The organism is Janthinobacterium sp. GW456P, from assembly GCF_002127655.1.
GTDB lineage: Bacteria > Pseudomonadota > Gammaproteobacteria > Burkholderiales > Burkholderiaceae_D > Janthinobacterium.
The window spans coordinates 18,707-32,336 of sequence record NZ_NEHB01000035.1 but is presented as its reverse complement, the minus strand read 5'-3'; the positions used below and the strand labels follow the sequence as shown (position 1 = coordinate 32,336).

At 61.3% G+C, this 13,630-nt stretch carries 16 protein-coding genes; 3 read left to right on the top strand and 13 right to left on the bottom strand.

Going from position 1 to position 13,630, the window contains the following annotated elements; translation table 11 throughout:
* The first annotated feature begins 111 nt into the window (after positions 1-111).
* On the top strand, positions 112-579 hold the full coding sequence (locus CBW66_RS24515) for a DUF2147 domain-containing protein (RefSeq protein WP_086139785.1): 468 nt from the start codon (positions 112-114) through the stop codon (positions 577-579).
* Between the two features lie 52 nt (positions 580-631).
* On the opposite strand, the gene CBW66_RS24510 is transcribed toward CBW66_RS24515, so the two are convergent.
* From CBW66_RS24510 to tyrS, 11 genes are all read right to left on the bottom strand, one after another.
* Entirely contained in the window at positions 632-1,099 is a 468-nt protein-coding gene (locus CBW66_RS24510; protein WP_086139816.1) for a YaiI/YqxD family protein, read from the bottom strand.
* Between the two features lie 23 nt (positions 1,100-1,122).
* The gene (ruvB, locus tag CBW66_RS24505) at positions 1,123-2,178 is read right to left on the bottom strand and encodes a Holliday junction branch migration DNA helicase RuvB (protein WP_086139784.1); all 1,056 of its coding nucleotides are present in this window, start codon (positions 2,176-2,178) and stop codon (positions 1,123-1,125) included.
* A gap of 6 nt (positions 2,179-2,184) precedes the next feature.
* A complete protein-coding gene (gene ruvA / locus CBW66_RS24500; RefSeq protein WP_034784779.1) occupies positions 2,185-2,763 on the bottom strand; it encodes a Holliday junction branch migration protein RuvA in 579 nt (192 codons plus the stop codon).
* 47 nt (positions 2,764-2,810) lie between these two features.
* Entirely contained in the window at positions 2,811-3,350 is a 540-nt protein-coding gene (gene ruvC, locus CBW66_RS24495; protein WP_086139783.1) for a crossover junction endodeoxyribonuclease RuvC, read from the bottom strand.
* A 183-nt stretch (positions 3,351-3,533) separates the two neighbouring features.
* A complete protein-coding gene (purH, locus tag CBW66_RS24490) occupies positions 3,534-5,120 on the bottom strand; it encodes a bifunctional phosphoribosylaminoimidazolecarboxamide formyltransferase/IMP cyclohydrolase (RefSeq protein WP_086139782.1) in 1,587 nt (528 codons plus the stop codon).
* Between the two features lie 107 nt (positions 5,121-5,227).
* The gene (locus tag CBW66_RS24485; protein ID WP_008445162.1) at positions 5,228-5,461 is read right to left on the bottom strand and encodes a helix-turn-helix domain-containing protein; all 234 of its coding nucleotides are present in this window, start codon (positions 5,459-5,461) and stop codon (positions 5,228-5,230) included.
* A gap of 167 nt (positions 5,462-5,628) precedes the next feature.
* Positions 5,629-6,681, bottom strand: a complete 1,053-nt coding sequence (gene dusB / locus CBW66_RS24480) for a tRNA dihydrouridine synthase DusB (RefSeq protein WP_086139781.1) — start codon at positions 6,679-6,681, stop codon at positions 5,629-5,631.
* A gap of 107 nt (positions 6,682-6,788) precedes the next feature.
* Positions 6,789-7,433, bottom strand: a complete 645-nt coding sequence (locus tag CBW66_RS24475) for a histidine phosphatase family protein (protein ID WP_086139780.1) — start codon at positions 7,431-7,433, stop codon at positions 6,789-6,791.
* Between the two features lie 3 nt (positions 7,434-7,436).
* Positions 7,437-8,069 carry a YbhB/YbcL family Raf kinase inhibitor-like protein gene (locus CBW66_RS24470; protein ID WP_086139779.1) on the bottom strand — a complete coding sequence of 211 codons (633 nt, stop codon included), beginning with the start codon at positions 8,067-8,069 and terminating at the stop codon, positions 7,437-7,439.
* A 42-nt stretch (positions 8,070-8,111) separates the two neighbouring features.
* Positions 8,112-8,561, bottom strand: a complete 450-nt coding sequence (gene dtd, locus CBW66_RS24465) for a D-aminoacyl-tRNA deacylase (protein WP_086139778.1) — start codon at positions 8,559-8,561, stop codon at positions 8,112-8,114.
* The gene (tyrS, locus tag CBW66_RS24460) at positions 8,558-9,823 is read right to left on the bottom strand and encodes a tyrosine--tRNA ligase (protein ID WP_086139777.1); all 1,266 of its coding nucleotides are present in this window, start codon (positions 9,821-9,823) and stop codon (positions 8,558-8,560) included. The genes dtd and tyrS overlap by 4 nt, the downstream gene beginning before the upstream one ends.
* Before the next feature lie 152 nt (positions 9,824-9,975).
* On the opposite strand from tyrS, the gene CBW66_RS24455 reads away from it, so the two are divergent.
* Together CBW66_RS24455 and CBW66_RS24450 are read left to right on the top strand one after the other, a co-directional pair.
* Entirely contained in the window at positions 9,976-11,343 is a 1,368-nt protein-coding gene (locus CBW66_RS24455; protein ID WP_086139776.1) for a M23 family metallopeptidase, read from the top strand.
* 124 nt (positions 11,344-11,467) lie between these two features.
* Complete coding sequence (locus tag CBW66_RS24450) at positions 11,468-12,562, top strand: anhydro-N-acetylmuramic acid kinase (protein ID WP_086139775.1); 1,095 nt, start codon at positions 11,468-11,470, stop codon at positions 12,560-12,562.
* A 177-nt stretch (positions 12,563-12,739) separates the two neighbouring features.
* On the opposite strand, the gene erpA is transcribed toward CBW66_RS24450, so the two are convergent.
* Entirely contained in the window at positions 12,740-13,102 is a 363-nt protein-coding gene (gene erpA, locus CBW66_RS24445; RefSeq protein ID WP_029496047.1) for an iron-sulfur cluster insertion protein ErpA, read from the bottom strand.
* Between the two features lie 94 nt (positions 13,103-13,196).
* Complete coding sequence (locus CBW66_RS24440; protein ID WP_071079490.1) at positions 13,197-13,586, bottom strand: polymer-forming cytoskeletal protein; 390 nt, start codon at positions 13,584-13,586, stop codon at positions 13,197-13,199.
* Positions 13,587-13,630: the final 44 nt, after the last annotated feature.

The following is a 13,630-nucleotide window of genomic DNA, read 5'->3' as shown; positions in this document are numbered from 1 at the left end:
GGCTTGGAACGATTGCGCGGCGTCCTCCGTGACGCCGCGCAGGATGGCTGGTCTTGCCTTGGTATATAAACTGTTCGTGACCCGATCAAAAAAAACCATAGGAGACTCGCCATGCGTACCGTATTCAAGACCACCGTCGTAGCAAGCGTCATGATGGCCGCCCTGGCCATCGCCGGCAGCGCCAGCGCGCGCGATGGCAACTACACCCCCGTAGGCACGTGGAAAACCATCGACGACACCACCGGCAAACCGAAGGCCATCGTGCGCATCACGGAAAACAACGGTGTCTTGCAAGGCAAGATCGAAAAGCTGTTGCGTGGGCCGGAAGAAGATCAGAATCCGAAATGTGTACAGTGCAAGGATGCCAACAAGGATCAGCCGATCATCGGCCTCGTCATGTTGACCGGCCTGAAGCAGGACGGCAACGAATGGAGCGGCGGTCAAATCCTCGACCCGGCGGACGGCAAGGTCTACAAGACCAAGGCGGAACTGATCGAAGGCGGCACCAAGCTGAAAGTACGCGCCTATGTCGGCATCCCGATGATAGGCCGCACACAGACGTGGCTGCGCGAAGAATAAGCTGTTCGCCATAAAAAAAACCGGCTTGCGCCGGTTTTTTTTCGTCCGCGAATTACTGCGCCGCTGCCGGCTTGCGGTGATGCTTGCTCAGATGCCGGTCCAGGCTGTTGGCGAACTGCTGCCGGTCCGACTGGCTGAAGGCGGCCGGGCCGCCCGTATCGACGCCGCCGCTGCGCAACTCTTCCATGAAGGCGCGCATCGTCAGTTGCTGGGCGATATTATCTTTCGTATAAAACTCGCCTCGCGGGTTCAGCGCGTAGCCGCCCTTGGCCAGCACGTCGGACGCCAGCGGGATGTCGCCCGTGATGACGAGGTCGCCGGGATTGAGCAAGCGCACGATTTCCTGGTCGGCCACGTCCGCGCCCGACGGCACTTGCACGGTGCGGATGAAGCGCGAGGGCGGCACGCGCAAGCCCTGGTTCGCCACCAGGGTGACGGGCAGTTCCAGCCGCTCGGCCACGCGGTACAAAATTTCCTTGATGACCACGGGGCAGGCATCGGCGTCGATCCAGATCTGCATGCCCGGCATACCAGCATCCGCCATCACAGTTCCCACGCTTCGCCGTTCGGCCCCATGCGCGGCGCGCTGACGCCGAAGTGCAGATACGCGGCCGGCGTGGCGACCCTGCCGCGCGGCGTGCGCTGCAAGAAACCTTGCTGGATCAGATATGGTTCCAGCACGTCTTCGATGGTATCGGCCGCTTCGCCGATGGCCGCCGCCAAATTCCCTATGCCGACGGGGCCGCCGCCGAACTTGAACAGCACTGCCTCCAGCAATTTACGGTCCATCACGTCGAAACCGACGGAATCGACGTCGAGCATGGCCAGCGCGCGGTCGGCCACCACCTTGGTGATCTCGCCATTGCTTTTGACTTCCGCGAAATCGCGCACGCGGCGCAGCAGGCGGTTGGCGATGCGGGGCGTGCCGCGCGCGCGCTGGGCGATTTCATGCGCGCCATCCGGGTCGATCGGGGCTTTCAGCAAGGCGGCGCTGCGCGTGACGATCTTCGTCAGCTCGCCCGTGTTATAAAACTCGAGGCGGGCGACGATGCCGAAGCGGTCACGCAGCGGGTTGGTCAGCATGCCGGCGCGCGTGGTGGCACCCACTAATGTAAACGGCTGCAGATCGAGTTTCACGGAGCGGGCGGCCGGGCCCTCGCCGATCATGATGTCGATCTGATAATCTTCCAATGCCGGATACAGGATTTCCTCGACCACGGGCGACAGGCGGTGGATTTCATCGATGAACAGGACGTCGTTCGCTTCCAGGTTCGTCAAAATCGCCGCCAGGTCGCCCGGGCGCTCCAGCACGGGGCCGGAGGTCTGGCGCAGGTTGACGCCCATTTCGCGCGCGATGATGTGCGCCAGGGTCGTCTTGCCCAGGCCCGGCGGGCCGAACAGCAAGGTATGGTCGAGCGCTTCCTTGCGCTGGCGCGCGGCCGTAATAAAAATTTCCAGCTGGTCGCGGATCTTTTCCTGCCCCACGTACTCATCGAGCTGCTTGGGGCGCAAGGCCCGTTCGATGGCCTCTTCGTTGTGCGAGATGGGCGCCGCGTCGATGATGCGCTGTTCCGTGAAGATGTCGGTCTGGATGCTCATGCCTTATCAGCCTTTCGACAGCGCTTTCAGCGCCAGTTTGATGCCGTCCGAGACACCGCTGCCGGCCGGCACGTTTTTCACGGCGGCCAGCGCTTCCTTGTCCGAATAACCGAGCGCGACCAGCGCGTTCAAGATATCCGATTGCGCGTCCGGCGCCGCGTGCGCGCCCAGCGGACCGAGATCCGCACCGATCTTGCCCTTCAATTCCAGCAGCAGGCGCTCGGCCGTCTTCTTGCCGATGCCCGGTACTTTCACCAGGCGGCCCGAATCCTGCAGCGTGATCGCCTGCGCCAGGTCGGCAATCGTCATGCCGGAGAGGATAGACAGCGCCATGCGCGCGCCCACGCCCGTGATCTTGATCAACTGGCGGAACACGGCGCGCTCGGCCGCATTGCCGAAGCCAAACAGCAGGTGCGCATCTTCGCGGATGGCCTGGTGCGTAAACAGCACGACTTTTTCGCCCACGTGGGGCAGGTTGTAAAAGGTGCTCATCGGCACGTCGACTTCATAGCCGACGCCCTGGCAATCGACCAGCAATTGTGGCGGATTCTTTTCAAGCAAAATACCGGAGAGACGGCCTATCATCGCGTGTTCCTAATGTTGTGTATATATATGAGGGGCATATGGCGCGCCTAGCCCACCAAACGGCCGCGCTTCATGCGCAGACCCCGCAGCTGGGGCGCCAGCGCGCCGAGCATCGCCAGCGCATCGATGCTGTTGGCGTGGCAAATGGCCACGCCCAGGGCATCGGCCGCATCCGTGCCGGGCAAGCCGGGCAGCGACAGCAGCCGGGAAACCATGTCCTGCACCTGCTCCTTGGCCGCCTTGCCGTGGCCCGTGACGGCCTGCTTCACTTGCAGCGCCGTGTATTCGGCCACCGACAGGTCGGCATGGACCAGCGCGCAAATGGCAGCGCCGCGCGCCTGGCCCAGCAGCAAGGTCGATTGGGGATTGACGTTGACAAACACTTTCTCGATGGCCGCGCAATCGGGCCGGTAGGTGCCGACGATTTCGCTCACGCCCTGCAGGATGATCTTCAGGCGCGGCGGCAATTCCCCTTCGGAACCCGTCTTGACGGTCCCCGACGCAATATAGCGCAGCTTGTTGCCGTGTTTTTCAATGACCCCAAAGCCGGTCGTGCGCAGGCCAGGATCGATGCCAAGAATAATCATCGCCAGATTCTATAATGAATACGGCAGGCACCGGTGAATAACCGGTGCCTGCCGCTGAGTACCTTATCGAGAAGCCGTAGGTCGGATGAGCGGTACGCGTAATCCGACATGCGTTGCCAACTGCGCTTGTCGGATTACGCGCGGCCTTCGGCCCCGCTAATCCGACCTACTCTCTTCACTATATCAATGACGGAAGTGACGCGTGCCCGTGTACAGCATGACGACGCCGCGCTCGTTGGCCGCATCAATCACTTCCTGGTCGCGCATGGAGCCGCCCGGGTGGATCACGCAGGTCGCGCCCGCGTCCACGACGACGTCGAGGCCGTCGCGGAACGGGAAGAAGGCATCCGACGCCACCACGGAACCGGTCAGCGACAGGCCGGCGTTTTGCGCCTTGATCGACGCGATGCGGGCCGAGTCGATGCGGCTCATCTGGCCAGCGCCCACGCCCAGGGTCATGTTATTGCCGCAGAAGACGATGGCGTTCGACTTGACGAATTTCGCCACTTTCCAGGCGAACATCAGATCGGCCAGTTGCTGCGGTGTCGGCTGCAGTTTGCTGACCACGCGCAAGTCGCCGATGCCGACGTTTTTCGCGTCCGGCGATTGCACCAGCAAGCCGCCACCGACGCGCTTGAAGTCCATCGCGTGTACGCCGCCACCCAGCGGGATTTCCAGCATGCGCACGTTTTGCTTGCTCGACAGAATCTGTTTCGCTTCGGCGGAGAACGACGGGGCGATCAGCACTTCCACGAACAGCTTGGCGATTTCGCCGGCGGTGGCGCCATCGAGTTCGGTATTAAACGCGATGATGCCGCCGAATGCCGAGGTCGGGTCCGTCTGCAGGGCGCGCGCGTACGCTTCCGCCGCGTTCTTGCCCAGTGCCACGCCGCACGGGTTCGCATGCTTGACGATGACGCAGGCGGCGCTTTGCTCGAAGCCTCCCATGCTCTTCACGCATTCCCAGGCCGCATCGGCATCGGCGATGTTGTTGTACGACAATTCCTTGCCTTGCAGCTGGCGGTAATTCGCCAGCGCGCCGTCGGTGACGATCAGGTCGCGGTAGAAGGCGGCGCTCTGGTGCGGGTTTTCACCGTAGCGCATGTCTTGCACTTTTTCAAAGGCAACGTTCAGGATCTGCGGATACGCGCCGCGCTCGGCGTGCACCTTCGTCGGGCCCAGGCTGGTCAGGTAGTTGGTGATGGCGCCATCGTATTGCGCCGTGTGCGCAAAGACTTTTTTCGCCAGCATGAACTTGGTGTCATAGCTGACGTCGCCAGCCTTGCCGTCGGCCGAGCGCAGCTCCGCCAGCACGGCGTCGTAGTCGCTCGGGTCGCAGATGACGACCACGTCCTTGTGGTTCTTGGCCGCCGAACGCAGCATGGTCGGGCCGCCGATATCGATGTTTTCGATCGCGTCTTCCAGGGTGCAATCGGCCTTGGCGACCGTGCCCTGGAACGGGTACAGGTTGACCACCACCATGTCGATGGTCGGCATGTCGTGCTCGACCAGTTTCGACATGTGCTCAGGGAAATCGCGGCGCGCCAGGATACCGCCGTGCACTTTCGGGTGCAGGGTCTTCACACGGCCATCAAGCATCTCCGGAAAACCCGTGTAATCGGCCACTTCCGTGACAGGAACACCGTTGTCTGCCAGCAATTTGGCGGTGCCGCCGGTGGACAGGAGGTTGACACCGAGGGCGGACAGGGCGCGGGCGAAGTCGAGAACGCCGGTCTTGTCGGAAACGGAGAGGAGAGCTTGTTTGATCATGGCTGTGGCTAGGTGGTTAAGTGTTCTTGGCGAATGGCGCAGCGGTCAGCTATCAGGCCGGGCCCGCTGCGGCGGATTCAAATCTTGGCGTCACTTGCATGCCGGCATTACAGCAAACCGTGCTCCTGCAATTTCTTGCGCAGGGTATTGCGGTTGATGCCCAGCATCTGCGCGGCGTGCGACTGGTTGCCATCGGCGCGTGTCATCACGACTTCCAGGATGGGCTTTTCCACGGTCAGCACGACCATGTCATAGATATTCGATGCTTGCTGTTCGCCCAGGTCATTGAAGTAATCTTCTAGACTTTTCTGTACGACTTCCTGAATGCTTTCTTTGCTCATTTTATGCTTCAACCGGCTGAACACCTGGCCATCCGGTGCCGCGCCGCTCATGCGGTCCGCGTGCTGCCCTCTTGCCTCGGTGTTGTAATTAATATTGCATGACGCTCTGTATAGGCGCTCGCCCTTGTACTGCTGCCAACTGATTTACCCTACTTGTTGCTATCTGCTCATGCTGCCGTGGCCACTGTTTTGATCTCATCGGCCAGGCCACTTTCACTGGATTCGGCGAGGCGGTATTGTAACCGTTCGCCAAATTTCCATTGCGACTCAAAAAATTGATCGACGGCCAGCAATTGCGCATCCGTCGATTCCAGCAAGTTCATTTGCTGGCGGAACGCTTCGCCGCCTTCCAGGTCTTTTACGTACCAGCCGATGTGCTTGCGCGCCGTGCGCACACCGAGAAATTCGCCATAAAACGCGTAATGGGCGCGCAAATGCTCATCCATCAAGGTACGAACTTCATCCACGTACGGCGCCGGCAACAAAGTGCCGGTGCGCAAGAAATGGTCGATCTCGCGGCAAATCCACGGCCGGCCCTGCGCCGCGCGGCCGATCATGACGGCATCGGCGCCCGTTTGATCGAGCACAAAACGGGCCTTCTCAGGACTGGTAATGTCGCCGTTGGCCACCACGGGTATGCTCACCGATGCTTTCACGGCGGCAATGGTTTCATATTCGGCATCGCCCTTGTAACCATCGGCGCGCGTGCGTCCGTGCAGGGTCAGCATCTGGATGCCGGCCTGCTCGGCGATGCGGGCGATTTTCAGGGCATTCTTGTTTTCGCGGTTCCAGCCCGTGCGAAACTTCAGGGTGACGGGCACGTCGACGGCGTTGACGACGGCGTGCAGGATCTTCTCGACCAGGCTTTCGTTTTGCAGCAAGGCCGAACCACACCAGCTGTTGCACACCTTTTTGACGGGGCAACCCATGTTGATGTCGATGATCTGGGCGCCCCGGTCCACATTGAACCTGGCGCAGTCGGCCAGGTCTTGCGGATCGGCGCCAGCGATCTGCACGGCTTTCGGCTCCATTTCACCGTCGTGGTCCGTGCGGCGCGCGCTTTTTTCCGTTGCCCACAGGCGCGGATTCGACGCCGCCATCTCCGACACGGCGTAGCCGGCACCCAACTGCTTGCACAACTGGCGGAAAGGCCGATCCGTCACGCCCGCCATGGGAGCGACGAAAACATTGTTGCGCAGAATGTGAGGGCCGATTTGCACTGAAGAACCTGGAATGGACGGAGGAACCTGCTATTTTAACCGATTCCCTGCCTATTTAATAAGCACTATTTTTTTGGCTCAGTGCGTCAGAGTGAAGATGGGAGCGCTTAACCCAGCTCGTCCATCGCGGGCGCGCTCAGGTGCTCGATATTTCCCCAGTGCACCAAATGCAGCTTGCCGTCCGCATACGAAAAACGGTTGACGCTGGCATTTTTGACTTGGAAGTCGCGCGGGCTGTCGAGCGTCATGCCGACCGCCTCGCGGTAGGCGCACTCGAGCACGCCGCCATGGGCCACGATGGCGATCGTCTGGCCGTCATAACGTTCGGCCCAGCGGGCGATGGCGCCGTTCGCGCGCGCATAGAACTGGCGAAAACTCTCGGCCTGGCGCTCGCCCGACGGCATCACGGCATCGATCTGGCGCGATTGCCACTGCGCATACTCGTGCGGATAACGCGCGGCGATGTCCGCGTACAGCAAGCCCTCGAAGGCGCCATAGCAACGCTCGCGCAGCAAGGAGTCCGTCTGCACGGGCAACGCTTTCACACCGGCCACGGCTTGCGCCGTCTGCTGCGCGCGCTGCAGATCGCTGGCGATGATGGCGGCCAGTGCTTCGTCCGCCAACGCCTGCCCCAGCGCGGCCGCTTGCGCCAGGCCCGCCTCGTTCAGGGCGATGTCGATATGGCCCTGCAGGCGGCGGCCCGCATTCCAGGCCGTCTCGCCATGGCGTATCAATAAAATCGTGGTGCTCATGCTTTATTTCTTCAAGGTAAGTGCCAACTCGGGGTTGAGCGAATAGGCAACGACGAGCTGGGCTTCGTCGAGGATGTGGCCGTACAGGGCGGCATGCGCTTGCTGCCCCGTGAAACGCTCGGGCAAGGCCAGCTGCGGCACGTCGAGCGCATACAGGCGGAAAATATAGTGGTGGATGCGCTCGTCATTCCACGGTGGGCACGGGCCGTCATAGCCGTAGTAGTCGCCGGCCATGGCGGCATCGCCGGCAAACCAGCCCGTGTAGTCGTTGATGCCCTGGCGCAGCCCGGTACCCGCAGCCTTGCCGCGTGGCGTGATGCCGTTGGAAAATTCCCCGGCGGCGATCACCCGCATGGCAGGCGGCAAGTCCAGCAAGCTCCAGTGATAAAAGTCGCCGCGCGGCGCGCTCAAAGGCAGCGCCTGGTCGTCGCGGTTGGCCAGGCTGGCGTCTTGCGGCGCGTCGGGATCGAAGCAGAGCAGGGCCAGCGACTCCGTACCATTCGGCACATCGTCCCAGGCCAGATGGGGATTGCGGTTGCCCGCGAGGCGCACGCGGCTGGCCGGATCGATCTCGGCAAAGGCATACTCGGCCGGCATCAGGCCGCCATCACGAAACGTCTCGCTCCACAATTTCATCGCTTGCTCCTCTTTTATCGTTCTTATTTATATCGTTCTTATTTATTGCTTTGCATTCACTTGCAACCAGAACGTGACGGGCCCGTCATTCGTCAGCGACACCTGCATATCGGCGCCGAACTGCCCCGTTTGCACGGTCGCATGGCGGCCGCGCGCCTGCTCCACGAAATGCGTGAACAGGCGCAAGCCGTCCTGCGGTGCGGCGGCCGGCGTGAACGACGGGCGCGTGCCGGACTTGGTGTCGGCCGCCAGCGTGAACTGGGGCACCAGCAGCAAGCCGCCGGCCACGTCCGTCACGCTGCGGTTCATCTTGCCCGCTTCGTCGGCAAACACGCGATAGCCGAGCAGTTTGGTCAGCAGGGCATCGGCTTCCTTTTCCGTATCGCCGCGCTCCGCGCACACGAGCACCATCAGGCCGGCATCGATGGCGCCGACGGTGGCGCCGCCGACATCGACCTTCGCCTGCGTGACTCTTTGCAGCAGCGCGATCATGCCGTCAAGGTGACGCGCGCGAAACTGCGCTTGCCAACTTGCAACACGAACTGGCCGGCGGCCACTTGCAGCGCCTTGTCGCTGATGACGGTGCCGTCGATGCGCACGCCGCCCTGGTCGATCTTGCGCATGGCTTCCGACGTCGACGGGCACAGGCCAGCCTGTTTCAGCAATTGCGGAATGCCCAGCGGTGCGCCGGCCAGGCTCACTGCCGGGATATCGTCGGGAATGCCGCCCTTCGAGCGGTTGACGAAATCGGCCAGCGCATCTTCCGCCGCCTGCTGCGAGTGGAAGCGGGCGACGATCTCTTGCGCCAGCGCAACCTTGGCATCGCGCGGATTGCGGCCTTCCTCGACCTCGCGCTTCAGCTGCGCCAGCTCGTCGATCGAGCGCCACGACAGCAGCTCGTAGTAGCGCCACATCATGACGTCGGAAATGCTCATCAGCTTGGCGAACATGGTGTTGCCCGGCTCCGTGATGCCGATGTAGTTGTTCTTCGACTTGGACATTTTTTCCACGCCGTCCAAACCTTCCAGCAGCGGCATGGTCAAAATACACTGCTGCTCCTGTCCGTACTGCTTTTGCAGTTCGCGGCCCACCAGCAGGTTGAACTTCTGGTCCGTGCCGCCCAGTTCCAGGTCCGATTTCAGGGCCACGGAGTCGTAGCCTTGCATCAGCGGGTACAGGAATTCATGCACGGAAATAGGAATGCCGCCCTGGAAGCGCTTGGTAAAGTCGTCGCGCTCGATCATGCGCGCCACCGTGTAGTGGGAAGCGAGCTGGATGATGCCGCGCGCGCCCAGCGGATCGCACCACTCGGAGTTATAGCGGATTTCCGTCTTGCTGGCGTCCAACACTAAAGATGCTTGCGCGAAATACGTCATCGCGTTAATCTCGATCTGTTCGCGGGTCAGCGGCGGGCGCGTGACGTTGCGGCCCGAAGGGTCGCCGATCATGGAAGTAAAATCGCCAATGAGGAAAATGACTTGATGGCCGAGGTTTTGCAACTGGCGCATCTTGTTCAGCACGACAGTGTGGCCCAGATGCAAGTCGGGTGCGGTCGGGTCCAGGCCCAGTTTGATGCGCAGCGGAACACCGGTTTTCTCGGAGCGCGCTAATTTTTGCGCAAATTCGCTTTCGATCAAGAGTTCGTCGACGCCACGCTTGGTAATCGCGAGGGCTTCTTGTACTCTGTCCGACAGCGGAAGCGCGGTCTGAGCGGCGTTAGCCTTTGTAGGCGATGCGGTGGTGTTGATTTCCATAAAATTTGACTATAAATCTCAAAATGGTAGTAGGTTTGCGGAGTTTGTTATAATGCTCGATCCCATCAATCTTGCCGTATGAGCGAACTAAAATAACAATAACAAAGAGCACTAGTTCACGAATCGTTCAAGGGCAAATTTTAACTGATTGCATGAACCCTATACATAAAATCACAGGCTCACGCTTGTACACACAGCTGACGACGACACGCAAGGCGCGCATTATTGGCGCGTCCGCAGTGCTGCTCGCCGTGGCCGCCTTCGGCGCGGTCGCTGTGTCGCCCATGGCGCCCGACGCATCGGACTTGCCGGTCACGTCCATCGCCCAGAACCTGGAAATGCCTGATCTCGCCTCGCAAATTTCCGCGATGGAACAGGTAGACCAGAATTTCACCCACGAAGAAAAAGTCCGCGCCGGCGATACCCTCGCCACCCTGCTGACCCGTCTCGGCGTGGATGATCCGGCGGCCGCCAATTTCATTAAAACCGACAAGATCGCGCGCGGCGTGATGTTGCTGAAATCGGGCAAGCGCGTGCAAGCGCAAACGACCGAAAACGGCGACCTCAACTGGATGCGCGCCACCCTCGTCGACGGCACGGACAAATCGGTCAAGAACATCCTGATCACCCGCAAGGGCGACAAGTTCGTGGCCACGGAAGTGGCAGCCCAGCTGGAACGCCGCGTTGAAATGCACGCGCGCAAGATTACTTCCACCCTGTTCGCCGCCACCGACTCCAGCCTGGACGGTACCCGCCTGCCAGACTCGATTTCCGCGCAAATCGTGGAAATGTTCTCCACCAATATCGACTTCCGCTCCGACCTGAAGCGCGGCGACTCGTTCAACGTTGTCTACGAAACATTCTGGCAAGATGGCGAATTTGTCCGAGCGGGCCGCATCCTGGCCGGTGAATTCACCAACCGCGGCACGACCTACCAGTCCGTTTGGTTCGAAGACCCAGCCAGCAAGCAAGGCGGCGGTTACTACAGTTTCGACGGCAAGTCCCTCAAAAAAGCCTTCCTGAAATCCCCCCTCGAATTCTCCCGCATCTCGTCCGGCTTCTCCATGCGTGTGCACCCGATTTCCGGCAACTGGAAAGCGCATAAGGGCATCGATTTCGCAGCAGCAACGGGCACGCCTATCCGCGCTTCCGGCGACGGCGTGGTCGATTCCGTCGGCACCCAAAACGGCTACGGTAATGTTGTTGTGCTGAAACACTGGGCCAACTACAGCACCGCCTACGCGCACATGAGCCGCTTCGCTTCGGGCTTGAAAAAAGGTCAAAAAGTCAGCCAGGGCGATGTGATCGGCTACGTCGGCACCACCGGCTGGTCCACGGGCGCCCACTTGCACTATGAATTCCGCGTCGGCGGCGTGGCACAGGATCCAAGCAAGCTGAACGTACAAGCCCAGGCGCCATTGACGGCCGCCGAGCTGAGCCGCTTCCGCATGGTTTCCGCCGACATGATGCACCGCTTCACCCTGCTGCGTCCGAACGACACGGCACTGGCTGCACGCTAAGCAAAACTGCCTACGGGCAATACAACACAGGCACCGCCCATGCAGATGGCCGGTGCCTTTGTTTTATGTGCGCGAGAAAATGCGGCACAATGCATCCATCACTTACCTACGCGAGGAAACTCCCATGCTGTATATCGGTTTAATGTCGGGCACCAGCCTCGATGGCGTCGACGGCGCGCTGGTCGACTTTGCCGACGATGGCGGCACGCGCAGCCTGGGCGATGCCTACATCCCCTTTCCCGCCAGCCTGCGCGACGACCTGATGGCGCTGCAAAGTGCCGGCGAGAATGAAATCGAACGCGAAGCGCTGGCGGCCAATCAACTCGTGCGCCACTACGCCGACTGCGTCGCCCTGCTGTTGAGCGACGCGGGTATCGGCGCGGACGCCATCGCCGCCATCGGCGCGCATGGCCAGACCATCCGCCACCGCCCCGAGCTGGGCTTTACGCGCCAGTTGAACAACCCGGCCCTGCTGGCGGAACTGACGGGCATCGACGTCATCGCCGACTTGCGCAGCCGCGACGTGGCGGCCGGCGGCCAGGGCGCACCGCTGGTGCCGGCCTTCCACCAGGCCATTTTCAATGTGCCCGGCCATACGCGCGTGCTGGCCAATATCGGCGGCATCAGCAATATCAGCGTGCTGCATGCGGACGGCACGGTGACGGGCTACGATACGGGTCCCGGCAATGCGCTGATGGATGGCTGGGTCTTGCGGCACCTGGGCCAGCCCTACGACGCCAATGGCGCCTGGGCCGCCACGGGCAAAGTCTTGCCTGCCCTGCTGGCGGATTTGCTCGACGATCCCTATTTTGACTTGCCGGCGCCGAAAAGCACGGGCCGCGACCTCTTTCATGCCAACTGGCTGCAAGGCAAGCTGGCGAATCACCGTGACGCCCAAGCCGCCGACGTGCAGGCAACCCTGACCCAGCTGACAGCCGCCAGCCTGGCGCACGCCATCGCGCGCGACGGGGCGCAGGCGGAATCGGTATATGTGTGCGGCGGCGGCGCGCGGAACGCCAGCCTGATGACGGCGCTGGTCCGGGAATTGCCGGGCATGGCGGTGGAATCGACGGAAGCCCTGGGCGTGGCGCCCAGCCAGGTCGAGGCGCTGGCGTTTGCCTGGCTGGCCTGGCGCTTTACGCAGCGCAAGCCGGGCAACTTGCCGGCCGTGACGGGTGCGCAGGGCTTACGAGTACTGGGCGCGCTGTATCCACGTTGAGATGGAACAATTGCCCAGAAACACAAATAGCGGATCGATGATCCGCTATTTTTATGCTGCGCCTGTAAACCGCTGCGCCTGAAAAACGTTCAGGGCAAGGCGCATTGCCGAAGACAGTACGAATAGTACGGCGAGGCAATGCAACGCCGCCAAGGACGTTTTCTCAGGTGTGCCAGCTTAGACGGAGAACGAGGAACCGCAACCGCAGGTCGACGTCGCGGTCGGATTCTTGATCACGAACTGCGCGCCTTCCAGGTCATCCTTGTAGTCGATTTCCGCGCCGACCAGGTACTGGTAGCTCATGGAGTCGATCAACAGCTGGACGCCGTTCTTGACCATGGTGGTGTCATCTTCGTTGACGATTTCGTCGAAAGTGAAACCGTACTGGAAGCCGGAACAGCCGCCGCCCTGCACGAAGACGCGCAATTTCAGGTCGGGATTGCCTTCTTCCTCGATCAGCTGCGCGACTTTTTCGGCGGCGCTATCGGTAAAGATGATAGGCGAAGGGATCACATCTTGCATTTCAGCGACTGCATTCATTTCAGACTCCTCAGAAAACATAGCCTCATTATAGACTGTTGGCACAACTCGCGCTGCGGCGGCCGCAGAGGCGGCTGGCCGGTGTTGTTCCTGCTCACATTTCCGACACGGCCAGGTGCAGCACGGGGTCGGCGCTGTCGTGGCGACTGAGCTTGCCTTGCACCAATGCGCCACTGTGCATTTCCAGCACTTTGTAGTAGACCTCTCCTACAATGCGGGCTTTTGGCTGGATTTCAAGCATTTCGGACACATACACGGGGCCATTGATCTCGCCGCTGACAACCAGGCTCGAGCAGCGCACTTCGCCATCGATGCGGCCCGCCTCGCCCAGCACAACATGCGTGGGCTCGCCAGGCTCGCCCGTGACATTGCCGCGCACATGGCCATCGATGCGCAAGCCTCCGCAAAACAGCAAGTCGCCCTCGATCCGCGTGGAAGCGCCGATCAGGGTGTCGATGGGGTTTTTCGCGTTGCGCTCGAACATGAACGTCATCCTGTTGATCTACGTGGCAGTCCAATTTAGCACAG